We start from the raw sequence: 25421 nt of genomic DNA, 5'->3' as shown, positions 1-25421 counted from the left end.
GAGACCTTTTTATGCAAATGTTTCACCGAAAGAACGGGGAAGAGCAGCCATACTGGCCGGCTGGTCCCTTCAAGGTTCGTCTGCCGTTTGTTCATTACCGCTGGGAATTCGCGGAGATGGTGCAGGCCCTGATTATGTTCGTGGTCAGCCTGGCCATGATCCCCCTTCTTGAGAAATACCTGGGAGTGCCTTACGACGTGGCTCTGGCATACGTGGTGATCTGCGGTATCGGCTTCATGCTGCCGGCCCTGCTGGGTGTGCCTCTGGTGCCTGGCTGGATTACCCCGGGTATTCCGGTTGTCCTGTTGTTCCTGAGTGACTACGAGCCAGGCCCCGAAGCCATCCAGGCTCTGTTCGCCCTGCAGTTCCTGGTGTTCATTATTTTCCTGGTTCTGGGTATTACCCGCCTGGGCAGCAAGCTGGTGGAGCTGATTCCCCGTTCCATGAAAGGCGGAATTATCATTGGCGCCGGCATCGCGGCCCTGATGGGGGAAATCGAAGCGGGCGGCCGCCTGGCCAATACGCCGATTTCCCTGATCATCGGTGGCCTGGTGTGCCTGTACCTGATGTTCTCCGTATCGTTCAAAGGCTTTGTGGAAAGCAGCTCCATCGCCCGCAAGATTGCCAACTACGGCATGGTGCCGGGTATGGTCGTCGCGATTCTGGTCGGCTTTGCCACTGGCGAATACGAGGTGCCCAATGTCGAGTGGGGCATTACCAAGCCAGCGTTCGACGAGCTCTGGAACTACCTGCCGTTCGCTGTCGGTTTCCCGGACGCTAACGTCTTCCTGTATGCCATTCCCACGGCGGTGATCGCCTACGTGATTGCCTTCGGCGACATCGTGGTGGGCCAGTCTCTGATGAACCGGGTTGACCACCTGCGTAAAGATGAAGACATCGACAACAGCATCGACCGGGTGCACCTGGTAACCGCGATCCGCAATGGTGGCCACGCTTTCTTTGCGCCATACCCGGGCCTGGCCGGGCCGATCTGGACGGCCGTCACAGCCACCATGGCCGAGCGTTACAAGTATGGCCGTAATGCCATGGACTCCATCTACAGTGGTGGCGGTACGTTCTGGATTACCGGCTTTATTGCCCTGTTCGTGCTGCCCCTGGTCAGTTTCTTCCAGCCAGTGCTGCCGATTGCCCTGTCACTGACCCTGCTTCTGACCGGCTATATCTGCCTGATGGTAGGGCTGGAGCAGCTGGAGAATAACACCGAGCGTGGCATCGCCGGCACCATGGGTGTGGTCCTGGCTGTCTACGGAGCGGGCTGGGGCCTGGCAACCGGCGCCATCCTCTATTTCCTGATTGAACGTACCAAATTGCTTGGCTTTACCGCCGACCCGGAAGCGCCGGGCGTGAGAGCCGCAGAAGAGCACTAAACCTGCGCTTTCCGGCTCTGCACCGGAAAGTGCTGACCCCCTGTGTGTCCTTGGGAGGCTTCGTGCCTCCCTTTTTTTGTGTCTGCCTTTTCTCTTGATACTCGATCGTTGACAGAATGTCATTTCGTGACAATTTGTCCAAATTTCCCTCTTGAAGTATTCCTTCCGTGTGGTTTTCGGGTTTAAACTGCTTTGACTGATGAATTTTTGTCCGCTGTTCATTACTGATAACAACACTACAAAAACAGGAGGCAGTCATGACCATCAGCTCCACGCCCGAGGGCGTGTCCGTTGAGCCGAGGCATCTACGGTTCGATGTCAGCGAAGACCTCAAAACGCTCTGGCACGGTAACGACGCTTTCCGGACGGCATTCTTTAACGCGCTTTCCCTGCAATTCCCTGATGGAGAACAGCAGTTCATAAATGCTGTTCGACTCTATCGGGACAAAATTGAGGATCCCAAGCTGAAAGCAGAGATTCGCGGCTTTATTGGTCAGGAAGCCCTGCACAGCCGTGAGCCCAAGGACTACAACGAAGCCTTGAAGGCCAGGGGTTATGACATTGATGCCCTGGACCGGCGGTTCCAGAAACACATGGCATGGGTGGGCAAGTTACCGCCAAGCCGCCAACTGGCAGGCACCTGTGGCGCCGAGCATTACACCGCGGTTCTGGCCAATGCCATTTTGAGCCACCCGGAATGGATGGAGGGCGCTACGCCGGCCATGGCGAAACTCTGGCGCTGGCATGCAATCGAGGAAACCGAACACAAATCCGTGGCCTTTGATGTCTACCGGGAATGTGTCGGCAACGAGCGGCTCCGCCGGATTGTCTTCCTGTTCGTGACCTGGAATTTCTTCAAGTACACCTTTCTCAATACCTGCAGCCTGCTGAAGGCCGATGGCAAGCTCTGGAGCCTTCGCACCTGGCTTGGTGGCGTGAATTTCCTGTGGGGAAAGCCCGGCGTGCTTCGCAAGTGCCTGCCGGAATTCCTGGCCTATTTCCGCAAGGGATTTCATCCCTGGCAGCAGGATAACCGGGAACTGCTCGAACGGAATCTTCGGGAGCTGGACATGACATCCAGTGCGGGTTAGACCAGGGTTGCTGAAATTCTGATCGGGGTGTGTAAAACTGTGCGGCATAAAAAATAACGACAAAAAAGGGGGCTTCCGGTCAAGAAGCTTCCCGGAGCTGGAGGCCCACCATGCGAGTTGGTTTGATCGTCGATTCTGCGTGCGACTTACCTTATGAATTCAGCCGCAAGCACGACCTGTTCATCCTTCCGGTAACCGCTGTAATTGACGGCCAGACCTACATAGACGAGCACGATCCTGTGCGGACCCAGGAGTTCTACCAGAGTGGTCTGCTACAGAAGGGGCATCAGGCGGAAACCCGCGCCTTCACCGCCGAACAGATCCACGATCTGTTCATGGAAAAGATCGTTACCCAGTTTGATGTCGCTATCTGCGAGACGGTGACCAAAACCCGAAGCCTGATTTTCCAGAACGCCACCGAAGCCATGAACAGTGTTCTGGCCAATTATGAAGGGGCGCGGCAGGCAGCCGGTCGCGATGGCCGCTTCTTTATGCGGGTGATCGACAGCAAGCAGATCTTCGCCGGTCAGGGCCTGCTCGCGGCACATACCCTCAAGCTGATCGACCAGAAGGTTTCCAAGAATGCCCTGCGGCATGAGGTTGAATCCTTCAGCGACAAGATCTACACCTGTGTGATTCCCCGGGACCTGCATTACATCCGTGAGCGGGCAAGGCGTCGTGGTGACAAGAGTGTGTCGGCGTTGGTGGCCTTTCTTGGTAAGGCACTGAACATTACTCCGGTTATCTTCGGGCAGGGGGCCGAAGGCCAGCCGGTGGCCAAAACCCGCAGTTTCGATGTGGCGGTGGAGAAGGTGATGAACTATGCCGCAGCACGGGTGGAAGCCGGTCTCCTGACCCCGTACGTGAGTCTTTCCTGTGGCCTGACCTGGACTGAAATCGAGGATTTGCCCGGGCTTAACCGCCTGCGGGATGCCTGTGAGCGTAACGGTGTGGAACTTCTACTATCCCAAATGGGCATCACCAGCAGCATCTATGTCGGCCCCGGCAGTCTTTGCCTGGCCCTGGCGGCAGAGCCCCACACGTTCAACGATTTTCAGTGAATCGGCCACGCAGTCCGCGGGTGTGCGGGACTGGCCGGGCCGCACCCTCCCACCTGTAGTTTTGGCAAACCTGCCAACCTGAACTTCATGTTAGCCTCTGGTCAGTGTCTTTCATTTTAACGACAGGAAGAATTGCGCCATGACCAAAGGCAAAACGGATCTCGCCAACCAGCTGCTGGAACAGCACGTAAAGCATGAACTGGCCTCGCTCAAGGGCACGAAGCTGCGTAAATTTCTGGAGCAGGAGCTGGATGAGCTTTGGGGCTATGCCAATGAGATAACCCTGAACCGGATTACGTCGGAAGACCAGGTGATGGGCGTTATTCAGCGTATCGTTATGGATATGGAGCTGGATGCAGGTATCCCTGAACTGGCCGCCGAAATGGCAACCGAAGTGCTCAATGCCGACGTGCAATCGCAAACCACATTGGGCGAGATCATCACCCGCGAACAGGCTACCGGTTTTCTTGAGGAGGCTCTGGAATTGCGGCAGCAGCGGGAGCGGGTGATCAGTGAAATCATGGCTCACCCGGTCTATCAAGAGTTGGTCTCCAACGTGGTTTACCACGGTCTGGTGAACTACCTCTACGAGGACAATCTGATCACCAAGTCCGTGCCGGGCGTCGGTTCAATGATGAAGTTTGGCAAGCGCATGGCCAACAGGGCGGTGCCTGGGCTGGATGAAACCTTTGAGCGGCGCCTCAAGGCCTGGCTGTCTGACAGCCTGCCCGGTCTGATTAGCCGGAGCGAGCAGTTTCTGCACAGGGCTCTGTCTGACGACGAACTGCGGGACAGCGTGATGGCGGCCTGGGTGTCACTGGAAGATCGCACCATTGCCGAGCTGCACGAGGGCCTGGGAGACGTCGAACTGCAAGAGTTTGTCGTGCTGGGCTATGAGTTCTGGCTGCAGTTTCGCAAGACCGGCTACTTCGAGAACTGTGCCCGTGCGGTGGTTTCTCACCTGTTAGTAAAATATGGCGAAAGACCGCTCACAGAACTGCTGGGCGATTTGGGTGTCAGCCGTGAGGTGGTCATGGCAGAGATCGATGCCTACGCAATTCCGGTTATAGACGTATTGCGTGAAGAGGGCTATGTTGAGGCCCTGGTTCGCCGGCGGCTTGCACCGTTTTATAAGTCCGCCACGGCGCGTAAGATTCTCCACCAGGAGGCCTGACTTACCGGTTGCGGGTCCGGCCCCTGAAGCGTTCTGTACAAGAGTTTGATAGGGGACGGTTTTGATATCGGATTTGTTCTGGGCCTATCTCGTTGCCATTACCCTGCTCACCATCACACCGGGTGTTGATACCCTGCTGGTGATGAGGAACACCGGCCGGGGTGGTTTGCGGGATGGCTGTGTCACCAGTGTTGGCATTTGCAGCGGACTGTTCATTCACGCCACGCTCTCGGCTTTGGGTATTTCACTTCTGTTGGTGGAAACCGCCTGGGCGTTTTCCGCCCTGAAGTGGGCGGGTGCCTGCTACCTGGTATGGCTGGGCATCGGTTCGTTGCGCCAGGCCCTTCGCCGGGGAGACGCGCCCGAGGTAAAAAAAGAAGAGGCCGTTCGCCGGAAGGTTGCCATGGTGGCCTCATTCCGCGAAGGACTCCTGTCCAATGTTCTGAATCCGAAAACCGCGCTCTTCTACATGGCCCTGCTGCCACAGTTTGTGGACCCCGCCGGTAACGCTTTCCAGCAGTCTCTGATGTTGGCGGGCGTGCATTTTCTGCTGGCCATGCTCTGGCAGTGTGGTCTGGCCTGGGTGGTGGTCACCTTCCGCAGCCTTGGCGTGAATGTGAAGATGAAACGGATGCTGAACGGTCTGACGGGCGGCTTTTTCGTGGCCATGGGCGCCAAGCTGGCCAGTACCTGAGGCCACCCGATTACCTTCAGACAAAGAAAAAGGGAAGCCGCGGCTTCCCTTTTTTGATCCCCAGCTCTGGAGGCTTACTTTTCCAGATACTGCAGCTTGTTCGGCTTGCCATCCCACTCTTCGGCGTCCGGCAGCGGATCTTTCTTTTCGGGGATGTTTGGCCATTTCGCGGCCAGGTCGGCGTTCAGCTCCACAAACTGGACCTGATCGGCCGGCAGTTCGTCTTCAGAAAAGATGGCTTCGGCCGGGCACTCGGGCTCGCACAGGGCGCAGTCGATACATTCGTCCGGGTCGATTACCAGGAAGTTCGGTCCCTCGTAGAAGCAGTCTACCGGGCAGACTTCCACGCAGTCTGTGTATTTGCACTTGATGCAGTTATCAGTAACGATAAACGCCATAGTCAGATCCCTGGTCCAGTGGTCGGTCAGTCTCATCAGGAGCGCCTTCGGGCGCCGCCGTTATATTTTAGTGCGCGATATTGTAGGGAGCGACCCGCACAGCCGCAAGCGTTCGACTGCTATAACCTTATTACACAGATCAATTTTCCGCTATTTCTTCATCAGCGCTTTCAGTTCATAAAGCTGATTCATGGCATCCCGTGGGGAGAGTCCATCCAGGTCCATCTCTTTAAGGGCCTCTTCCACCGCGCTGGGTTCCAGGCTCGCGAACATGTCACCCTGGTAGACGGATTCATTAACCTGGGGCGCAGGTTTGGTCCGGACCGTGTCTTCCTTCTGCTCACCAGCCGAAGCCGCCGGCGCGGCCGGTGAGGCACTGCCTTCCAGATGGGAAAGCTGGGTCTTGGCGTTGCGGATCACATCCTGGGGTACGCCTGCCAGCTTGGCCACCTGAAGCCCGTAGCTCTGGCTCGCCGGGCCATCGTGGACATTGTGCAGGAACACAATGCTGTCGTCGTGCTCGGTGGCGGTCAGATGCACGTTAACGGCATGCTGCAGCTCATCGGCCAGTTGGGTGAGCTCAAAATAGTGGGTGGCAAACAGGGTGTAGCAGCGGATCTCACGGGCCAGGTGCTCGGCGGTGGCCCAGGCCAGTGACAGGCCATCAAAGGTGCTGGTGCCGCGACCGACCTCATCCATCAATACCAGGCTGTGTTCGGTGGCGTTGTGCAGGATGTTGGCGGTTTCGGTCATTTCCACCATGAAGGTGGATCGGCCGCCGGCGATGTCGTCCGAGGAGCCCATGCGGGTGAAAATGCGGTCGACGGGGCCGATGACTGCCCGGTTGGCGGGCACAAAGCTGCCGGTGTAGGCCAGCAGGGCAATCAGCGCTGCCTGGCGCATGTAAGTGGATTTACCGCCCATGTTCGGGCCGGTGATCACCAGCATGCGGCGTTGGGTATCCATCAACAGATCATTGGGTACGAAAGGCTCATCCAGCAACTGTTCAACCACCGGATGGCGGCCTTCCTCAATGTCGAACCCGGGAGATTCGCTGAATTCCGGCGCGGAAAAGCGTAGAGAAGTGGCCCGCTCTGCAAAGTTGCTGAGCACGTCCAGCTCGGCCAGTGCCTGGGCGGCATCTTGCAGGGGCGCCAACTGTCCGGCCACGGTTTCCAGCACTTCGTCATACAGGCCTTTTTCCCGGGCCAGAGCCCGGCTCTTGGCACTGAGGGCCTTATCCTCGAATTCCTTGAGTTCTGGGGTGATAAAGCGCTCGGCGTTTTTCAGGGTCTGGCGGCGAATGTAGTCCACCGGCGCCTGGTCGGACTGGGCGCGGCTGATTTCTATGTAGTAACCGTGCACCCGGTTGTAGCCGACCTTGAGGGTGCTGATGCCGGTGCGGTCCCGTTCACGTGTTTCCACGTCGAGTAGGTACTGGCCGGCGTTCTCGCTGATGTTGCGCAACTCGTCCAGCTCTTCGTCAAAGCCTTCCCGGATGACCCCACCATCGCGAATCACGACCGGAGGGTTGTCGATGATGGAGCGTTCCAGAAGGTCCGCCAGTTCCGGGTATTCACCAATGGTGGTCGCCAGCTTGACGACATGGTGGGAATTCACCGGTTTCAGTGTTTCCTGCAGGTCCGGCAGGGCCTGGAAGGCATCCCGGAGTCGTGCGAGGTCCCGAGGTCGCGCTGAGCGCAGGGCAACTCGCGCCAATACCCGCTCAATGTCGCCCACGGCTTTCAGCAGGTCGTGTACCGGTTCGTAATGAAACCCGTCCAGCAGTGCCGAAACCGCCTGTTGGCGCTGACGGACAGTCTCCACGTCCCGCAACGGGCGGTTCAGCCAGCGGCGAAGCTCCCGGCCACCCATGGCCGTGGCTGTGCGGTCCATCACCCAGGCCAGGGTGTATTGATGGCCGCCCATCAGGTTAGTGTCGATTTCCAGATTGCGACGGCTGGCGGCATCCAGAATCACTGCTTCATCCCTGCGTTCGCGGGTCAGCTTGCGGATATGGGGCAGGGCGGTTCGCTGGGTTTCCCTGGCGTACTGCAGCAGACAACCGGCGGCACAGACGGCCAGATTGAGGTCCTCACAGCCAAAACCGGTCAGATCTCTCACCTGCAGTTGCTGGGTAATCACCCGGCGGGCCGTGTCGGATTCGAACAGCCAGGGGCCCTGACGGCGGATACCGGTGAAGCCCTCCAGTATTTCCTCGTAGGGAAAATCCTCGCTGATCAGAATTTCCGCCGGACGCAGGCGCTGGAGTTCGCCCTGCAGGGCTTCCAGGTTCTCCAGCTCTGATACCGCAAAGCGGCCGCTGGAGATGTCGAGCGAGGCAAAACCGAACTGTTCCCGGTGGTTATATATGGCGACCAGAAGGTTGTCACGGCGATCCTCAAGATAGGCGTCGTCACTCAGGGTCCCCGGTGTGACGATCCGAACCACCTGGCGCTCAACCGGTCCCTTGCTGGTGGCAGGGTCACCGATCTGCTCGCAGATGGCGATGGATTGACCTGCCCGAACCAGGCGGGCAATGTAACCCTCAGAAGAGTGATAGGGGATGCCGGCCATGGGGATCGGGTTGCCCCCGGACTGGCCCCTGGCCGTGAGGGTGATGTCCATTAGCTCGGCCGCTTTCTTGGCGTCTTCGTAAAACAGCTCGTAGAAATCCCCCATGCGGTAGAACACCAGTTCATTGGGGTGTTGGCCCTTGATCTTCAGGTATTGCTGCATCATTGGGGTGTGCTTGGATAACTCGCTGGAGGGCGCTTCGTTACTGACTTTCGGCATACTTCCTCATTCGCTTGGGGCAATCGTGGGGCAAAACGCACCGCTTTTCTGGAGCTCTTGCCAGATGAACTCCGCCTCGTTTTCAGACTCTGAATCCATCCAGCGGCCGTAGACTTTCACCAACATGGAATAGTCCTTGTGGCCCATCTGCTTTGCAATGAACGCAATGTTACCATGGGCAGTCAGAGACCAGCAGGCGTAAGTGTGTCTGGTTTGATAGGCCACCCGACGTCGGACACCCGCCCTTGACAACAGCTTCGCCCATTTTCTGGCCCATGATCCAACTTGCATCCGAGGAGTGACGACAGATTTATTTCGGGCCTGCAATGGTGTGACCAGTGGTGTGAGCGTTTCCTGGCGCGTCTGGTGGCGGCTGATCTCAACGGTCTCCTGTTTTGGTTTTGCATTCTCGGTCATTTTCAGCAAAGCGTTTACGGCCTCCATGGCGGGAGGAACCAACCAGATTTTCCGAGCCATGCCAGTTTTCGGGACTTTAAGAACCTTGGAAGCAGTCACTGACCGGCGAACGTGCAGCAGGTTGCCCTTCACGTCCTCTCTAGCCAACGCACAGAGCTCCCCGGGACGTAGGCCTGCGTAGACCGCTAACGTCACCAGGGCTTTATCCTGGGCGTGCAGGCAGCCTTTCTCGATGATCTGCTTGTATTCATCCAGGGAGAGCGGGTCCGGATCTTCTGCCCGATTTTTGAAGAAGACTGCTTCCAGTGACCTGGTGACGTACTCGTTAGACCGTCCCCATTCCACCATTCCGTTCCATGTGGCTAGGTAATGGTTCACTGTGGTGGGTTTTCGGCTCGCGATCAGGCGAGTTCTGAGTTGGTCAACATCCTCGGGCATCAACGTGTTGACCGGCACAGACCAGCCAACGATCTCGCCACAGACTTTGAGAGCTACCTTGTATCTCCGTTCGGTTTCTTCGGTGATATCCGTGGTCTTAACCAACAAATACCGGTCATACAACTCCTTCAGTGTGATCTTTCGACTTGCCGGAGTGTTCCGAGACTTTGCCGATTCAGGGAAATGCACTGCGTAATCGAATGTGCCTTGGCGGATCTCCAACTGAATGCTCTTTCGTTTGTTGACCGCATATTCAACATTGGAAAAGGTTAACGGTATCTTCAGTGTTTCCCGGCATCGTTTGCCTTCATACATGAAATCAATTCGGAGCGCTTCACCCCGCAGTTCAATGCCTGGTGACTGTTGAACCAACTGTTCAATCGCTTTGCGTTCCTCCTCAGGGCTTAAGCTGCCCTTCCTAGTTCTACCCATTTGTCTATCTCTTCAAGGTTGTACCAAAAGGATTTGTCTGGCCCGACTTTCCACTGTCGACTCTCAATCCATTGGGATCTTCGGAGTCTTACCTGTTCTTTGGTGAGGCCAGTGAGTTCGGTTAGTCTTCGTTCAAGTACCCAGCGGGGTTGATTCATCATCTATCCCCCGCGTTGGCGTATTGGTTTGGGTTGTTGGGGCTGTAAAGTCTGCTGGTGGCAAAGTATTGCGGTGTGTTTTGTTTGTTCATAAGTTCAGTGGTTTGGTTGATTGAGCTTCAACACGTCAGCAACGAAGTTGCTCGTGCGGTTAAAGCGGTTGATTAGAGGTAATGCTTGGAATTGCTGGACTAAGTTCATCAGCGAGTGAGCTGGGCTCTGCTGATCTCAATAAAGAGCTCCGGATACGCGAGGAATCGCTTATTACTTGCGGTCAAATTAGCTCAGGGCGGGCTGTTTCATGGTGTTGGAGGCTGAGCTCCAGTTGTGATCCTTGTGGATCGAGCGTTTGGGGGTTAAATGAACGTCCCGCTAAAGTCAGAAGATAAGAGTTGCTGCCAAAGGTCGGCTTCTGTTTCTTGGTTGGGGCCAGATATAATCAACTATATCCAACCCCTCTCCGATGCCCCCTGAAACCAAGGGGCAGCAGTGTTCAGTTTTCCAAACAGATACTCATAATGCGATTACGTATATCTGTGTTGATGTTGTTCTTTGCCTGTTCACTGACCTGAATGGGCTCCGCGTAGGCCATATTCACCATTGCCAGAAAATAGGCATGAGCAAGTTCTGGAGTTGATGACAACACCATATCCGTGATGACCTGACGGGGCGTGCCTTCCTGTCGCTTCATAGAAATGACTTCGGCAATGTCGGCATCCTTGAGGCAGGCCTGTAGCTTTTCTGAACTGGTTTCAGCCAGTACGGGCGAGCAAATGGTCAGTGCCAGCATGGCAGACAACAACTTTTTCATGGGTACGTCCTTGGTTCTTTGGATATGAAGGTGCCAGACAGTCCCGAACAAACTCTTCGTGCATGAGCCGGTGATGCTCCCAGGCGTAGTCCTGGTGCTCGGAGGATCCTTTCGGGTAGGGGTTTTCGTCTGACGACAGGCCATTACGCCAGTCTTCCCTCAAGTGCTTCCCGCTATGCTGACATTGCGGGAAGCATGAAGGCTTTCATCAACTTGAGTCAGTCTCAAAAGTTCCCCAGCGAGCCATTGATATAGCCTGAGTGCTTGCGCAAGTCCATATATGTATGAGGTTTTCAGGTATTTGGAGCTCTTTGGAGGGCTCTTAGTGATTTAAGACTCATTTCCGGCGTCTTGGTAGCTTTCAGTCGGCATCGAGTCTGCTATCAGAGCCTCGCTATAGGCATAAATGTCAGACAAGCGAAAATACACTCGAGCCAACCTTTCAGGATCTCTTTTGTGCCCTTTGGGACACCGGGGATCTGACTTTCTGAGCCTATCTAACTCGGAAACGCTAATCCCAAGTATGATTGCGGCCTGCTTCTTGGGGATTTGAACGTGATATGGGTTTATATGTTTGTAGTCTAGTTGGTGCATGACTGCTCCTTTATCATTGAACGCTTGTTCTAATCGACAATGGGGTCTGTGGGGGCTTCTTGTGCTCTGTTCATTATGTTTTCACTGTACTCGTAGATGTCAGAGAGTCGGAAGCGGGTGGTTGGCGGAAAGCGTTCCCAGTCTCTGAATCCTTTTGGGCAATGCTTGTCGCGTGCTCTTCGGTGATCCAGCTCTTCAGTAGTGATGCCCAGAATTTCTGCGGCTTCATGTTTGGCGACCTGAACGTAGTTGGGATCAAAGCGTGCCTTATACATGTGCTTTCCTCCTTTCATTTCGGGGTTTAATGGGAGTGACTTGGGTAGCAGCACCTGAGAGGTGCTCTGTGTGTTGGTTTTGTTGTATTTAATCGGTGGTGATCCTTGTATGTATGCCATCAAATGTCCTTGGTAGTTAGTTGATTGGAGGTTTTAGTAAGTCCAGTTGTGTAGAAGTGAATTCCAGGGGGTGCTTCTTCGATAAAAGGGTTGTTTATGTGTACCACTGGACCTCATGAGTGGAGTTCTGAGGCTTGTTTATCTGGTTGTTGGAAAGTTCGGTGTAATAGTGATCAGTGTTTTATGGGTTGAATGAAGTGGTCGGACTCCTCTATGGAGTTAAAGTGTGCTTCCAGATACGGAAGGATGAACTTGACTGCTCTCATATACTTCTGAGCCTGCCGTTTATTAAGTCCAGTCATTGTTTTGATCTCTCGAGTGTTGATAACCTGCATACATTGCAGGATGTTGAAGATCCGATTGATGTTCAGTGGCTTTGATTGGTTGGTATCCAGGATTGCAGCTCCTTCAATGAGTTCATTCACCCTACAACCGGGTGTATTTGGTCTTACCGTCTGCATCTGTATAAGAACGATGTTCTCTATGTTGGTTGAGCGAGGTTGTTTCGTTGGATTGGCTTTACCTGCATAACGAATTCGGTCCATTCCTGACTGACCTAGCCTCGCTGCCAGGTGTGTCATTTCTTCAATGGGTCTGATGTCCAATTGGTTCTCCTATAAAACGACTCTTATATATAGGGGGAAATTTCCCCCAGGTCTTCCGGTCTGTCAGACCTGGGAGAAATTCCCCCGTTGTTCTCTTTCTCTACTTTCTTCTTTCTTCTCGAACACCTTTTGGTGGTGCACTGAACGCCCGGAGGGCGTCTAAAACGTTCTCTTAACAGCCTTTCTGTGACTGTTTCATGGAGCGTCCGGAGGACGCCGTCCAAGTCTCAGGATCGACTGAGATGGCTCTCTTCCGTGGTTTGAACTATCCACCTTTGCCGCTGAGTGCCCAAGTCACGCAGCGGAGCGTAGTGGCGTCAGGGCACGGAGGCGGCAAAGGTGGGGAGGGTGGGAAAACCATTCAGGATGAGTGGTGACGGTTTGTGGCTATTCGCAATGCATGCGTGCAGACATGTGCCAGTTCGAGTCTCTTTTGCGGAACCGAACTCAGTGGGCAAGCCGGTCAGTAGACTGACTGGCCAGGTGTGTAGGTGTGTAGGTCTGTGTAGGTTGAGTAAAGGCTGCTGAAGCCATGGGTCTGAGCGAAGTAAAACGAGGGTGGGGGTAGTTCCCCCGAAAGGCTGTAAGGCCATACCGGGGGGGGGGTACTTTGGTTTTTTCTGTTCAGTCAGTCTTTACTGTGACCGTAGGCATTTCAGGTATTTTCATCGTATGCGACAGGGGATCTGGAAGGCTGCTTGAGCAATAGTTCCATTGGCTTCTCCTCTTCAGGAGTTGCCTCAGCTACGTCCGGTTCAGCCGAGACTGAGGGTGTTCTCACTTTTCTACTTTGGTTCCAGTTGTGTGCAATGGACTGGTTCCAAACGTTCTGGATCTCCTTTTCATAAAGATGGTTTGGGTAAATGTAATAGGGCGACAGCATGAATGTGCCTGGGCGGAATCCTTGCTCCACTCCTGCAACGCTGGTTACACCCTTGGTTGGAACCCTACACGCTAGCCCGTTGCCGGCCCGGCGCAGTTCGTCGATTGCCCTGCTGCGTCTGTTGATCTCGCTCCGGGGCAAGTTCTTGTTCGGCAGAGTTGCCGTGTAGGTCCGGTAATCCATGTTGAGTTTGATCTCGAGGAACAGATCTCTGGCGCCCTTGGAAAGACCTCCCAGCAGGTCCAGCAGGTCGGGATCAGGGTCTCTGCTGTTTCGGATACGGATGAGCGAGATGCTCGTATATCGCCCCTGTCGTCTGGGGTAATAGGGGCGGAACTCCATACCGGCTGGAGCTCCCACAATTTCAATGGTTTGGCTGTTTCGTTTTTTTCCGGACATAGGTTGGGTGATTCTCTAATAACTAAAAAGTGTTGGTTATTTGGAGCTAGATATCCAAAAATACGTGAATTTAAGGTATTTAAATGTCTGATTAATAGCATTTTTTTGGCCAACTATATTTAAAGGCGTTCAAAGGCTGGTCAGTTCATCTGGTTCTAGACACGTCTACAAAGGACAATGCTTACCCTCAATACCCTTTTCGACCTTCACCGAATGGCCGGAGGCCATCTACAGTTCTACTAGTAAGCTTCGTTCACTCTGATCACGCAAGCCACTTATAAATTAAGTAAATAAGGTTGCTCAAACCTGGTTTCTGCCACGAATGATACCCGAGATGGTGTATCGGTTGTGTATGGTCACCATCCGGGCTGTCAGCCCAGTTAGTATGCCGGGCGTAGACGTCTGTGGAACTTCTTGGCTTCCTCTAGACATCATCCATGACGGGCCTGTCACTTTGTATGTTGTCGCAGTTAGTCTATCGGGTGTGTATCGGTTTTGTAGTGGTAGTGGGTAGCGTATCGGTCAGGGACTTTTGGAAATGGCAGGATCGATTGGTAGACAAAGTCGATGCCACGCAACTCTTGGAACTCGCCCAGATAGTGTTCTGGGTGCCCGCTCTTGAAGGAGAGTGTAGTTGCCCCCGCTAAACCGGACACCACCTCATTCGTTTGATGCCAGTTCCGCCCGGTACTCCCAGGGCGATTTCATTTTCAGCCCCTTGTGCGGGTGGCTGCGGTTATAGTCTTCGACCCATTCCGGCAACCTGGCCATCACCGTGGCGGCATCAGGGAGATCGTTCAAGTACACATAGTCGCGCTTAAACGTCTTCACGAAGGCCTCAGCCATGCCGTTGCTCTGAGGGCTTCTCACCGGTGTGGTACACACGACAAAGCCCAGAGAGGACGCGAAGGCTCGCGTTTCTTTGGCAATGTAGCAACTGCCATTGTCCGTCAGCCATTCCAGCGGATGAGGCACTCGCTCTGACTGGCCGAACCGGTATTCCAAGCTTTCCAGCAGCAGGTCTTGAACCATCTCACCGGTGATGCCACCAGTAGTCGCTACATAGCGCATCAGCTCGCGATCACAGCAGTCCAGGCTGAAGGCTACGCGGACAACCTCCTTGTTCCAGCAGCGGATCTCAAAGCCATCTGAGCACCAACGAAGGTCCGGCTTCAACGTAATAACCTGGCCATTGTGGCAGCGCTCTTGAGGTCGCCCTGTATACCGGGGTAACAGCAGCCCATCCTGCTTCATCAGTCGGTACACGCGCTTGTGGTTTACTCGCTCATCGTTGGCTGCGAGCAACCGATTCAGTCGAGCCGTGATCCTTCGATAGCCATTGGCAGCACGGGCCTCGCACAGCTCACGGATAAACGGCAAATGCCGGTCATCGTCTTGTTTGCTGTATCTCGGGCTTCGGCCTTTCTGGCGACCATGAAGGCGATCCAGAAGATTGGAGCGCGATACCTTCAGCACTTCCGCAACCCGCTTCAGAGGGTATCGTCCGGTGGCAGCAACGGCATGCGCGAGATCAACTTTTTTGACTGAGCCACCTCCAGGGCTTCCCGGAGTATTTCAGCTTCCATCGTCTTGCGGCCCAACATCCGCTCCAGCTCCCGAACCTTCTTTTTCAGGGCTTTGACCTCGGATGCGCTTACAACCTCATCACCGGATTCAATCGCGGACATGCCACCGTCTTTCATCAGCTTCTTCCAACGGAACAACAGACTTGCTGATATACCATGACGCCGGGCTACAAGCGATACCGACATGCCTGGCTGCTCACACTCTGCAACCATGAATGCTTTCTCCTGCGCGGAATACCGGCGACGGCGCTGCACTCCGGTTATGACTTCGATTCTCTCCACCTTGGACACTCCTTTGCACTAGGTCTATGCCTAGGCCTTTGCTTCTACCAAGGTGTCCGGTTTAATTGGGGGCTACTACAGAGAGTAAGTAAGTTTATGAACACGCCACGAGCTAACTATATCTTCTGCCAAGGTAGACGGTTGAGGTCAGGAAGTTGCCAACTGGATAAGGCGATGGGCCACGTGGTTGCTGTGGATGAAATGGTCTAGGATACTGCCAACTTCAGGACTCAGCTCCAGTAATAAACAAACCAAGATGTTTTACTGGGGGTAGTTTCAGCTACGTGCAGAGTCAGATTGTGGTCTCTGCCAGACACGCCATACGGGTGTATAGGATCAATGGGTTTGTTTAAAAAATCACCAGAACAAAAGGCCGCACTTGAAAAAGAGCGGAGTGAAAGAAAAGCCGAGGAAGAACGCAAAAAAGCTGAATATTTACGGAAGCGTGAAGAAAAAGCCTTTGCTGAGTCACCCGCCGGTAAGGCTCGTGCTGCCAAAGCATCGGGTGCGTCTATTTTTCAGATTGACTTACCACTCAGTAAAACCGCAGCAACGGTAATTCCATTGGGGGATGCTTATGGGCAAAGCTCAAAAACCAATGATTATGCCGCAACGATTGAGGCGATTGAGCAGGAAGGGTGGCGACTCGACCATGCTGGATATGTCTACCGAGTAACTGGCAGCGAATCCCGGGAGAAAGCATTAGGTAGCGGACAGCGCGAAGCCGTTACTGGTGAAATCATAGGTATATACATTTTCCGAGCAGAATCCTCCTAAACAGAACGTTAATCGCCTACCCCAGTCTCACTGGTTTCGTTCTCACTGTTGAAGCGCGGACTTGGAAGGAAATCTGGAACGTCTTTTGGTTGGGCAGAGGTCAGGTAACTGAGCCAGCAAGGGGAAACGCCATTGCGTGGTCACACTTGGTGGAATGAGCTACGCTTTTGCCATTTATAAATCCGAGCACTTTGTGAAAATGAGCTGATGAACAGGAATCCAGATTTCGTCTTTATATTCCATCCAGAAAGGCGGGAACAGTTCAGGGCGGGAGAGCTGCGTATTCCGGCGAACGTGACCGGTCATTCCGGGGATCGTGACCGATTTGCACACGGCCATCACGCTGGAGTCGATTTTGTACTCTGAGCGGTCACGATGGGTCAACCGGTTCCGTCTTTTGTGTTTTCGCTTTTCGCAGTGATTCCCCCTTCAGATTGAGTCGATGAGCGCCGTGCAGGAGCCGATCCAGGATGGCGTCGGCGAGCGTGGCGGAGCCGATGTAGTCGTGCCAGTGTTCGGTTGGTAACTGGCTGGCGATGAGCGTTGAGCCTCGCCCGTGCCGGTCTTCGATCACCTCCATCAGGTCTTGCCGTTGTTGCGCCGTGACCTTCTGCATACCCCAGTCGTCCAGGATCAGCAGGTCGGTCTTCAGCAACTGGTTCATCAGCCGTGCGTAGCTGCCATCGCCGTGGGCGATGCGCAGTTGTTCGAACAGGCGCGGTACTCGCAGGTAGCGAACCGAGAGCCCCTGCCGGCAGGCCTGGTTGCCCAGGGCGCACGCCAGCCAGGTCTTGCCGCAACCGGTCGGGCCGGTGATGCACAGGTTCAGGGATTGGCGGATCCAGTCACAGCTGGCCAGGCCCGCCATGCGGGAGCGTTCCAGCCCCCGTGGATGTCGGTAATCGATGTCTTCCACGCAGGCCGGCACCCGCAGCCGGGCCGCCTTCAGCAGCCGCTCTAATCGGCGATTTTCCCGATGCAGCACCTCCCGGTCGATGAGCAAGGCCAGGCGTTCCTCAAACGCCAGGTCGTGGGTGTCGGGCTGTGCCCGTTGTTGTTCCAGGGCATCGCACATGCCGGTCAACTTGAGCTGGCGCAGGGTATCGAGGGTGTTTTGAGTCAACATCAGTTTCTCCGGGATCAGTGGTAGTAGCGGGGGCCGCGAACGTTGGTGTGAACGGGCAGATCGGCCAGTTCCGGTTCTTCCTCGGTCAGTGGTAGGGGAAGCTGATCCAGGCCCTGCTTCAGGATCGAGGTGATGCTCTGGTAGCTGGCCGAGTTGATGGACAGCGCCCGGGCACAGGCTTGCTCCAGCCGGTCACGGCTGTACCGTCGACTCAGGTTCAACAGCCCCAGGCAGGCCCGGTAGCCATGTTCGGGATGGGGGCGATCCTTAAGCTGTTGCTGCACCACATCGAGCGTGGCGGGGCCGATGTCCGCGGCCCAGTTCAGGAACCGGCCCGGTGACCAGTTTTGATGGGCCTGGTGGGATTTGGGCATGTGCTCGGTCAGGGTGACGAAGCGGTTCTTGCCGTGGCGGGGATGCAACGCCACCCGCTGGCCCTTGTGCATGACTTCCACGGCGGTGTCGGTCACCCGTACTTCCAGCTTCACGCCCACGAGAGCGTGAGGCACGCTGTACAGCCGTTTGTCGATCTCGATGTGGTAGTCGATGCCCGGCCGTGCCTTACGCCACTCGGCATAGACGTAGGGCGTTGCCGGCAGTGGCTTCAGCGCGTGTCGGTCCAGCGCTTCGAACAGGCTCTGGCGGCTCTCGGAGCGTCCCTGGAACGGGCGCTGGTTCAGTGCCGGTAGCAGGTCTGCAATCGCCGAGTTCAGTTCGGCCAATGAGAAGAACGTTCGGTGCCGCAACCGCGCCAGGATCCAGCGTTCAACCAGCAGCACAGCGGCTTCAGCCTTTGCCTTGTCCTTGGGCTTGTAGGGACGTGCCGGCAACACCGCCGTCTGGTAATGGGCCGCCAGTTCCGCGTAGGTCTCGTTGATCTGGGGCGTGTATCGGTCTGTCCTGGTGACCGCTGCCTTGAGATTGTCCGGAACCAGCAGTTCCGGCACCCCACCGTAGAACGCCAGCATCCGCTGGTGGGAGGCGATCCAGTCCGGCAGGCTTTGGCTCCAGGTGGCCTCGGCGAAGGTGTAGCTGGACGCGCCCAGCACGGCCACAAAGACCTGGGCTTTACGCATCTCACCGGTGCTGCGGTCCACCACCGGCACGGTGGGGCCGCAGTAGTCGATAAAAATCTTTTCCCCGGCCCGATGAACCTGACGCATGCTGCGCCTCTGCCGGCCGCGCCAGAGCCGGTAGTGATGGCAGAACTGACTGTACCGGCGGGCCTTGTCGCCGTGGCGCTCCACGTACTCGGCCCACAACAGTTGCAGGGTGACGCCCTTGGTCTTCAGCTCCTGATGGACCTGGAAGTAGTCGGGCTCGGCAAAGCGTGCAGGCGGCGTCTTGGCCGGGAACAGCAGGGCTTCCAGCCGTGCTTCGTCCGTGCCTTCCGGCAACGGCCAGGTGATGCCCTGAGCGGTGGCCAGGCTGACGTATTTACCGACCACACCCTTGGAAAGGCCACAGGCGCGTGCAATGCGCTCATGGCTCAGGCCCGCTTCGTACTTGAGGCGCAAGACCTCGATGATTTGTCGCATGGAAATCCTCGCTGCCGGCATCCACCCTTCCTCGTGATAGAAAAAGGAAGGGGTATGCCGGATAAAGTGGAAGAATTCCAGCGTGTTGGCAGTGATTCCGGAGGAACGTGACCGATGATTCCGGCATCGTGACCGGCGATTCCGGAAAAATGTCCAAAATCGGTCACGATAAAACGGAATGAGCGGTCACGATCACCCGGAACAGGCGGTCACGTTCAAACGGAATGGCCGGTCACGATGGGCCGGAATATGCAAGAGCTGAGTGAAAAGTGGGTAAAGCGTTATCCAGATCTGTTTGACTCTGATGATGTCAGAATTCTCACAACAGACCACCAGCGGAATTACCATTTTTTTGAACGGTTGAGTTCGGTCCTGCTCTACGAATCGACGGGTTACTTCAGTTTGATCGAGAAGTATTGCGCCAAAAGTCACCCACGGAAGATCAGTCTTTTCTCAAAGCTGGTTCCCCAAGAAGTGTTTGATTTCCTTATGGGGGCACCCTCCGGTCATCCGGACCTGTTTTCGTTTCATAATCAAACTGGAGACTGGTTCTTTTGTGAGGTAAAAGGCGCGAAGGATAGGTTGACTGATAACCAAATCGCCATGCACGCAGAGCTCGAGTCTATGACTGGTCGCAAGGTCCGTGTCATCCAACTTGATGAGATGAGACTTTGAAGAGGTACGGAATTCAGTGCTAGTTTGCGGACCGTCCATTAAGTTTCGTCAGGAAGGACAAGATTATGTCGAACTACAAATACTTCATAATCCAAACTTATGAGAACCGTGGAGAGGCTTCGAACAAACCAGTCAGGGCGAAAGCTGTTGATGGTCAAGGAGTCGCGACAGACAGAAAGGTTTCGTGCTCTGAAGGCATGCGGCTTTCCCATCCCGTGGGTACCTTCTTCAAAGTAAAATGTAAGGTGACCGACCGAGAGGGTGGTGTCCCGTTTCTCTATCGACACCCCTCCTGGGACTATGAGGTCGTCTCTCCGGAAGAAGCGAAGCAATTCATTAACACGAGCTTCGGCAGTTAATAAATTACCTGATAACTTGCGCCCTCGTCCGCCACAAGGCCGCCCGATAGCCAGCTTGGGCGCTTAATTGATATACATTAGAGTTCAGCATGAACCAACCTCCTTTACACATTGGTCCAAAAACGCTCGCTGAGTTTGGGTGAAGCCCACCGGTTGAAGGTTGGTGAAGATGAGAGCGCCAGACCCGAATGTTGCTGGCGAAAGAGATTAGGGGTAGGTCATCTCCGACCTATTTCAATCTGGTGCGAGGTAATGGGTTGAATACGTATCGAGTGTCCGATAAAAATAAAACCCACCAATTGGCGGGTTTTATTTCAAATCAATTCGCTTTTCGGCGCCTGGTGGTCAAACCAATCAGGCCTATACCGAGGAGAGCCAATGTCGAGGGCTCAGGAACCTCCACAACGGGCGCATCGCGAACAAGAGCTAGTCCGTAACTAGAACCAATAAAAGAGTTAGGGAAAAACAACTGCGATGACCACTCAACAAAACCGGTCGCAGTAGACCCCTGAACTGGAGAATCGCCAATAATAGTCGCTGAAAGCAAGTCGAATGAGACACCGTCGCTAGAAGTAAATTCTCCGAATAACGCGCTAGAGTAGTACCTGACATCGTTATTTGATCCCCCAGACAAGCTGCCCGTGGAACCAAAAAAGTTGAGAAAGGCGGACGTGGACTCTAGTTCACCTGGATCCTCATAACCCAAATTAACTGAGCCGCCCGTGTCGACTAAGTTTTCCTCCAGCAGCCCCCAATCTGTCATAAGCATTGACATTTCGGAAACAGAGGCCAGTCTCCAGTTATCATCTCGAAATAAGTCTAAGGGGGTGCTTAGAGAACCCAGGTATGAATTTCTCGTGGCATCCCACCTTAACCACTCAAGCCCACCACCGGTCACGATTTCCGTACCGGTTTCATGAATGTACCCGTTGTAACTGATCAAACTCGCCTGAGCCCCGCCTCCCAAGGCCAGAGCGAACAGAAGTGCAACCATCCTTTTCACAAGAGCTCTCCTCAGAACTTTTGGTTGTTGATTACCCATCTGATTTAGCAAAATATGTTCCGGAATCGTTAGCTTTCTGAACGATAAAGAAAAGTCTGAGCTTTAGTTACAGCCTTACTCAACATCTGTTAAAAAACTCGACACATTTGGTCAGAGCCCGAGCCAATGAATTTTGGGCAAAAGTCCCTGCGCAAGACCAAGACTTGTTAGATTCAGAGATACGAGTGTCTCCACACGCTACCGTACTCCTACAAAAGGTTCGAAATATATTGATATAAATGAGTGGTTCAGTGATTGTGGGTAAGTCATATTGGCCTCAGCCAGCTCCGTATCCGAGGAGATCCAAGAAAACAGGCGAAGCCTGTAAATGACTTAAATGGTTAGCAAAAGGAAAGGTTGCAAACCTCTCATTTTCTTGCCGTAAACCAGGTTGCCGCCTACGCTATTCGGTAGCTCGGTACGGACTCTTCTCGGGGTTAGTTGACATTTGGCGAGCTAAACCTGAAATACATGGAAGTACGTTCGTGGCGAGATTTTCCCAACGAGTCAAAGGTTGACCTGCCCCCAATCACTAAACCACTCACCGCTTAGTAACGTCGGTTAATTTTGAACCTTTTTCCGTAGTCCGGTAGCCAGCTGCAAACTCCAATGGTGTTTGGTAGCGCAAGGCGGAATGAGGTCGGTTTTCGTTATAGTCTCGCCGCCAGTTCCCGATTATTTCTCTGGCATGGGCCAGATCTCGAAACCAGTGTTCATTCAAGCACTCGTCTCGGAACCGCCCATTGAAGCTTTCGATAAAGCCGTTCTGGGTCGGTTTGCCAGGCTGTATCAGCTTCAGCTCCACCCCGTTGTCATAGGCCCACTGATCCAGAGCCTTGCTGGTGAATTCCGGCCCCTGGTCTGTCCTGACAGCCTGAGGATAGCCTCTGAAGGCCGCTATGGTATCCAGGGTTCGGGCGACCTGGTTACCAGAGATGCCGTTGGCTACCGGAATGTCGAGACACTCCTTGGTGAAGTCATCGACAATAGTCAGGCACTTTATTCGACGGCCACACGCCAATGAGTCCATGACGAAATCCATGGACCACGTCTGGTTCGGAGCTTCCGGCAACACCAGGGGGTGACGCTCCATGGCGATACCTTTGCGGCGCTTGCGTTTCGGGACGGCCAGACCGGCTTCCCGATACAGCCGGTAAACCTTTTTATGATTCACGTCGATTCCTTCCCGTCGCAACAGTTGGTGAACCCGTCGATAACCAAACCGACGGCGTTCATGAGCCAGTTCCGTAATGCGCTCGCTGAGCGCACTGTCGCCAGCTGCAACGGTAGATCGATAATGAAACGAAGCGCGAGATAACCCGACGAGAAAACAGGCCCTGCGTTGTGAAATCGGCGTTTGCTCTTGCATCGCCCGCACAGCCTCGCGCTTGTTCTCGACGGTCAGTACTTTCGGTTGAGAGCGGCCTTCAGCGCTTCATTGTCCAGAAGAGACTCAGCCAGCAGTTTCTTGAGCTTGGCGTTCTCATCCTCGACAGCCTTCAACCGGCGGGCTTCTGACACCTCCATGCCACCGAACTTCTTGCGCCAGGTGTAGAAGGTGGCGTCAGAAATATTGTACTTGCGGCACAGCTCCTTCACTGCCAGACCTGCCTCGGCTTCCTTCAAAATATTGATGATCTGCTCGTCTGAAAATCGCTTTTTCATGTCCATCGTCCTCTGCTGTGATGAACATTACTAAGCTGAAAACGGTTAAGCTAGAGGGGAGCAGGTCAAGGTAATTCTGGTGACCTAGCGTCACTGCCCTATCAACGTTGTCCGGCCAAGACCTTCATCCAGGATTCCGGCCATGTCACTGCTGGACGCTCCGTTTTCAACCATTGCCAGATTGTTGGTGAGACCGCCAAAGAGCTGATCGCCCGGATGCCTTCAGCAATCCGATGTGCTCTGTTTCCGAAAGGTTCGGAGCTGATTGCCGCTTCACACGATATTGGCAAGGTCAGCCCCTACTTTGTCGAAAAGATCCGGCGTAACTGCACAAACGGAATAGACGGAATCCCACCCAATGAGTCCATTGATCCGGTCACGGAAAAACAGTGGGGTGGACATGCAGGTGTTAGCCAAATAACGGCGAACAAGCTCAATGCACCCCTGTACGTCCCTGAGATTTTAGGACAGCACCATGGTTTCTCTCCGGCTCTGGGAGGACTCCGCTTCGACGATGAGATCTTTGGCGGCGCTCTCTGGCATCAAGAGCGTGAGGCACTGGTTTCAGCACTGAAACAGCACTTCAGTGTGGAATGGCCGCCAGTTGATTCGGTTCCCCAAGCCAGGGTTTTGGCAGGTTTAACGTCGGTTGCCGACTGGGTTGGGTCTGGTGAATTCTTCGAAGACCCAAACCGCCCCTGGGAAGAAAACATCAGTCCTGCGTTGGACTCTGCCGGCTTTACCAAGCCCAGTTATCGTTCTGATCTGTCTTTTCAGGATGTGTTTGGCTTTGCTCCCCGTCCTGCCCAACAAGCGTTTATTGACCAGGTTCAGTCACCGGGCGTTTATCTGCTGGAGGCCCCAATGGGCTTGGGCAAGACAGAGGCGGCGCTGTATGCCGCCTACCGCATGCTCGATCAGGGGAGAGCAACGGGTATTTACTTCGCACTTCCAACCCAGTTGACCTCCAACAAGATATACGAACGCTTCAACAGATTTCTTGAAGGCATCCTCGCGGAGAACTGTCCCCACCGCTCCCTGCTACTGCATGGACAGGCCTGGCTTCTGGAGACGGAAATGGGCGAGGAAGGGCAGCCAGGAGGTGCTTGGTTCAATCATGCAAAGCGTGGCCTGCTGGCACCATTCGCCGTGGGCACCGTCGACCAAGCCTTGATGGCGGCCATGAACGTGAAGCACGGTTTTGTTCGTGCTTTTGGTTTGGCGGGTAAAGTGGTGATCTTGGATGAAGTGCACACTTACGATGCCTACACGGGAACTCTGCTTGATGCCTTGGTTGATTTGTTACGCTCACTGCACTGTACGGTCATTATTCTCACTGCGACCCTGAGTCGGGAGCGTCGACAGGTGCTTCTGGCTTGCTTTCCCCAACGCGATGACTACCCGCTTGTAACAGCGGTTCCTCAGGATCAATCCTTCACCGAAGTGCCTGTGTCCAGTCCTACAGGCCAACCCGTTGCCATTCAAGTTGTTGAAGATGGACAGGTTGCCGTAGAAGAGGCATTGCGGCGGGCAATGCAGGGGCAGCAGGTCCTTTGGATTGAGAATACAGTCAACGAAGCCCAACAACGTTTTCTGGACGTTGCGGCTCGTGCGACCGAACTCGGTATTCACTGCGGGCTGCTACATTCTCGTTTTACGCCGGATCACCGTCAGGAAATCGAGGATCATTGGGTGAGCCTGTTCGGTCGCGATGGCTGGCCTGATCGCCGTAATACGGGCCGGATTCTTATCGGTACCCAAGTGTTAGAGCAATCACTGGATATTGACGCCGACTTTATGTTGAGCCGGTTTGCGCCGACGGACATGTTGCTCCAACGACTCGGCCGATTGTGGCGACATCCCGATACGCCGAGACCGGACACTGCCGTTTGTGAGGCTTGGATGCTGGCTCCTGGAGTAGACGAGGCAGTCGCAGACCCTTCGAAAAGCTTTGGCGGTACAGCCTTTGTTTACAGTCCTTACGTCCTGTGTCGGAGCCTGGAGGTATGGCAAGAACGCTCCTCGGTTTTGCTTCCCGACGATATCCGTACATTAATTGGACAAACGTATATCGAACGGGCAGAGAGTGGACATATGGCAACGTGGCTTCATGAGCTGGACCACGGTACCCGATGGCGCAAAGGGCGTAAGGCACTTGGTCAGTTAGCCAGAGTCACGTTATCCGACGCGGGGAACACGCTCCCTGAGCAAAAAGCTCAGACACGGTACAGTGACGCGGAGAGCTGTGACGTTCTTCTCCTGCGTGGGCTGGAGATAAGCTCTGACAGCCAGAAAAGTAAGGTCACTCTATTGGACGGACAGTTGGTTCACCTGCCTTGGAGGCGCAACAGCCTGACCAAGCGTTCTTGGCGCACCCTCAGTGCAACACTAATGAAGCAGGTCGTCTCAGTTCGTATTCAGGATGCTCCCAGCGCCTTGCCACTCACAGTGCTTGAGCGGTTCGGCCTACAGAACTGTTTCTACCTTGGTAACCCAGATCATGATGAAGCCCTGTTGCGTATCGGTATTGTTGATGAAAATGGGCGTGTGACTGATGTCGGAGGCCTTCCCGCGCACGACAAACACGCGTTGAACTACCGTAAAGATTTGGGCTACCGGTTAATCAAACAATAGGAA

The 25421-nt window shown here is 54.6% G+C and carries 20 protein-coding genes; 8 read left to right on the top strand and 12 right to left on the bottom strand.

Features of this window, described 5'->3' with window-relative positions; genetic code table 11:
- The first annotated feature begins 11 nt into the window (after positions 1 to 11).
- The 5 genes from ABNF92_RS04495 (at position 12) to ABNF92_RS04475 (ending at position 5408) form a co-directional block, all read left to right on the top strand.
- A complete protein-coding gene (locus tag ABNF92_RS04495; RefSeq protein ID WP_209398339.1) occupies positions 12 to 1388 on the top strand; it encodes a solute carrier family 23 protein in 1377 nt (458 codons plus the stop codon).
- A 257-nt stretch (positions 1389 to 1645) separates the two neighbouring features.
- Entirely contained in the window at positions 1646 to 2479 is an 834-nt protein-coding gene (locus ABNF92_RS04490) for a metal-dependent hydrolase (RefSeq protein ID WP_349343564.1), read from the top strand.
- 110 nt (positions 2480 to 2589) lie between these two features.
- Entirely contained in the window at positions 2590 to 3540 is a 951-nt protein-coding gene (locus tag ABNF92_RS04485) for a DegV family protein (RefSeq protein WP_069183876.1), read from the top strand.
- Between the two features lie 139 nt (positions 3541 to 3679).
- Positions 3680 to 4714 (top strand): hypothetical protein, encoded by a 1035-nt coding sequence (locus ABNF92_RS04480; protein WP_349343563.1) that lies wholly within the window; start codon positions 3680 to 3682, stop codon positions 4712 to 4714.
- Between the two features lie 61 nt (positions 4715 to 4775).
- Entirely contained in the window at positions 4776 to 5408 is a 633-nt protein-coding gene (locus tag ABNF92_RS04475) for a LysE family translocator (RefSeq protein WP_349343562.1), read from the top strand.
- A gap of 74 nt (positions 5409 to 5482) precedes the next feature.
- On the opposite strand, the gene fdxA is transcribed toward ABNF92_RS04475, so the two are convergent.
- The 8 genes from fdxA to ABNF92_RS04435 all read right to left on the bottom strand — a co-directional run bounded on the left by fdxA (position 5483) and on the right by ABNF92_RS04435 (position 15602).
- The gene (gene fdxA, locus ABNF92_RS04470; RefSeq protein ID WP_349344058.1) at positions 5483 to 5806 is read right to left on the bottom strand and encodes a ferredoxin FdxA; all 324 of its coding nucleotides are present in this window, start codon (positions 5804 to 5806) and stop codon (positions 5483 to 5485) included.
- A gap of 150 nt (positions 5807 to 5956) precedes the next feature.
- A complete protein-coding gene (mutS, locus tag ABNF92_RS04465; RefSeq protein WP_349343561.1) occupies positions 5957 to 8602 on the bottom strand; it encodes a DNA mismatch repair protein MutS in 2646 nt (881 codons plus the stop codon).
- Between the two features lie 6 nt (positions 8603 to 8608).
- The gene (locus ABNF92_RS04460) at positions 8609 to 9889 is read right to left on the bottom strand and encodes a site-specific integrase (protein WP_349343560.1); all 1281 of its coding nucleotides are present in this window, start codon (positions 9887 to 9889) and stop codon (positions 8609 to 8611) included.
- A 651-nt stretch (positions 9890 to 10540) separates the two neighbouring features.
- Complete coding sequence (locus ABNF92_RS04455) at positions 10541 to 10858, bottom strand: hypothetical protein (protein WP_349343559.1); 318 nt, start codon at positions 10856 to 10858, stop codon at positions 10541 to 10543.
- Positions 10859 to 11481: 623 nt separating this feature from the next.
- The gene (locus ABNF92_RS04450) at positions 11482 to 11727 is read right to left on the bottom strand and encodes a hypothetical protein (RefSeq protein ID WP_108019309.1); all 246 of its coding nucleotides are present in this window, start codon (positions 11725 to 11727) and stop codon (positions 11482 to 11484) included.
- Positions 11728 to 12020: 293 nt separating this feature from the next.
- Positions 12021 to 12452, bottom strand: coding sequence for a hypothetical protein (locus tag ABNF92_RS04445; protein ID WP_349343558.1), 432 nt, complete (start codon positions 12450 to 12452; stop codon positions 12021 to 12023).
- A gap of 655 nt (positions 12453 to 13107) precedes the next feature.
- Positions 13108 to 13677 carry a hypothetical protein gene (locus ABNF92_RS04440; RefSeq protein ID WP_349343557.1) on the bottom strand — a complete coding sequence of 190 codons (570 nt, stop codon included), beginning with the start codon at positions 13675 to 13677 and terminating at the stop codon, positions 13108 to 13110.
- 717 nt (positions 13678 to 14394) lie between these two features.
- Positions 14395 to 15602, bottom strand: a protein-coding gene (locus ABNF92_RS04435; RefSeq protein ID WP_349342663.1) for an IS3-like element ISMaq2 family transposase whose coding sequence is annotated in 2 segments (ribosomal slippage) — positions 14395 to 15275 and positions 15275 to 15602 — 1209 coding nt in all. Because the reading frame shifts where the segments join, the coding sequence is not laid out codon by codon here.
- Positions 15603 to 15941: 339 nt separating this feature from the next.
- On the opposite strand from ABNF92_RS04435, the gene ABNF92_RS04430 reads away from it, so the two are divergent.
- Positions 15942 to 16379: a hypothetical protein gene (locus ABNF92_RS04430; protein WP_349343556.1), complete on the top strand. Its 438-nt coding sequence runs from the start codon at positions 15942 to 15944 to the stop codon at positions 16377 to 16379.
- 370 nt (positions 16380 to 16749) lie between these two features.
- Here the strand turns inward: ABNF92_RS04430 and istB are convergent, their stop codons facing one another.
- Positions 16750 to 17505: an IS21-like element helper ATPase IstB gene (gene istB / locus ABNF92_RS04425; RefSeq protein ID WP_349343555.1), complete on the bottom strand. Its 756-nt coding sequence runs from the start codon at positions 17503 to 17505 to the stop codon at positions 16750 to 16752.
- 14 nt (positions 17506 to 17519) lie between these two features.
- The gene (istA, locus tag ABNF92_RS04420) at positions 17520 to 19064 is read right to left on the bottom strand and encodes an IS21 family transposase (protein ID WP_349343554.1); all 1545 of its coding nucleotides are present in this window, start codon (positions 19062 to 19064) and stop codon (positions 17520 to 17522) included.
- Positions 19065 to 19292: 228 nt separating this feature from the next.
- Between istA and ABNF92_RS04415 the strand changes: the two genes are divergently transcribed.
- Positions 19293 to 19718: a VRR-NUC domain-containing protein gene (locus tag ABNF92_RS04415; protein ID WP_349343553.1), complete on the top strand. Its 426-nt coding sequence runs from the start codon at positions 19293 to 19295 to the stop codon at positions 19716 to 19718.
- 678 nt (positions 19719 to 20396) lie between these two features.
- Here ABNF92_RS04415 and ABNF92_RS04410 read toward each other — a convergent pair.
- Together ABNF92_RS04410 and ABNF92_RS04405 are read right to left on the bottom strand one after the other, a co-directional pair.
- The gene (locus ABNF92_RS04410; RefSeq protein WP_349344057.1) at positions 20397 to 21071 is read right to left on the bottom strand and encodes a PEP-CTERM sorting domain-containing protein; all 675 of its coding nucleotides are present in this window, start codon (positions 21069 to 21071) and stop codon (positions 20397 to 20399) included.
- Positions 21072 to 21660: 589 nt separating this feature from the next.
- Positions 21661 to 22784, bottom strand: a protein-coding gene (locus ABNF92_RS04405) for an IS3 family transposase (RefSeq protein ID WP_349343552.1) whose coding sequence is annotated in 2 segments (ribosomal slippage) — positions 21661 to 22526 and positions 22526 to 22784 — 1125 coding nt in all. Because the reading frame shifts where the segments join, the coding sequence is not laid out codon by codon here.
- A gap of 93 nt (positions 22785 to 22877) precedes the next feature.
- On the opposite strand from ABNF92_RS04405, the gene cas3 reads away from it, so the two are divergent.
- Complete coding sequence (cas3, locus tag ABNF92_RS04400; RefSeq protein WP_349344056.1) at positions 22878 to 25418, top strand: CRISPR-associated helicase Cas3'; 2541 nt, start codon at positions 22878 to 22880, stop codon at positions 25416 to 25418.
- Positions 25419 to 25421: the final 3 nt, after the last annotated feature.

The organism is Marinobacter sp. MMG032 (assembly GCF_040112695.1).
Taxonomy (GTDB): domain Bacteria; phylum Pseudomonadota; class Gammaproteobacteria; order Pseudomonadales; family Oleiphilaceae; genus Marinobacter; species Marinobacter salsuginis.
The sequence above is the reverse complement of the archived record's forward strand: the minus strand, read 5'-3'. Positions and strand labels throughout refer to the sequence as shown.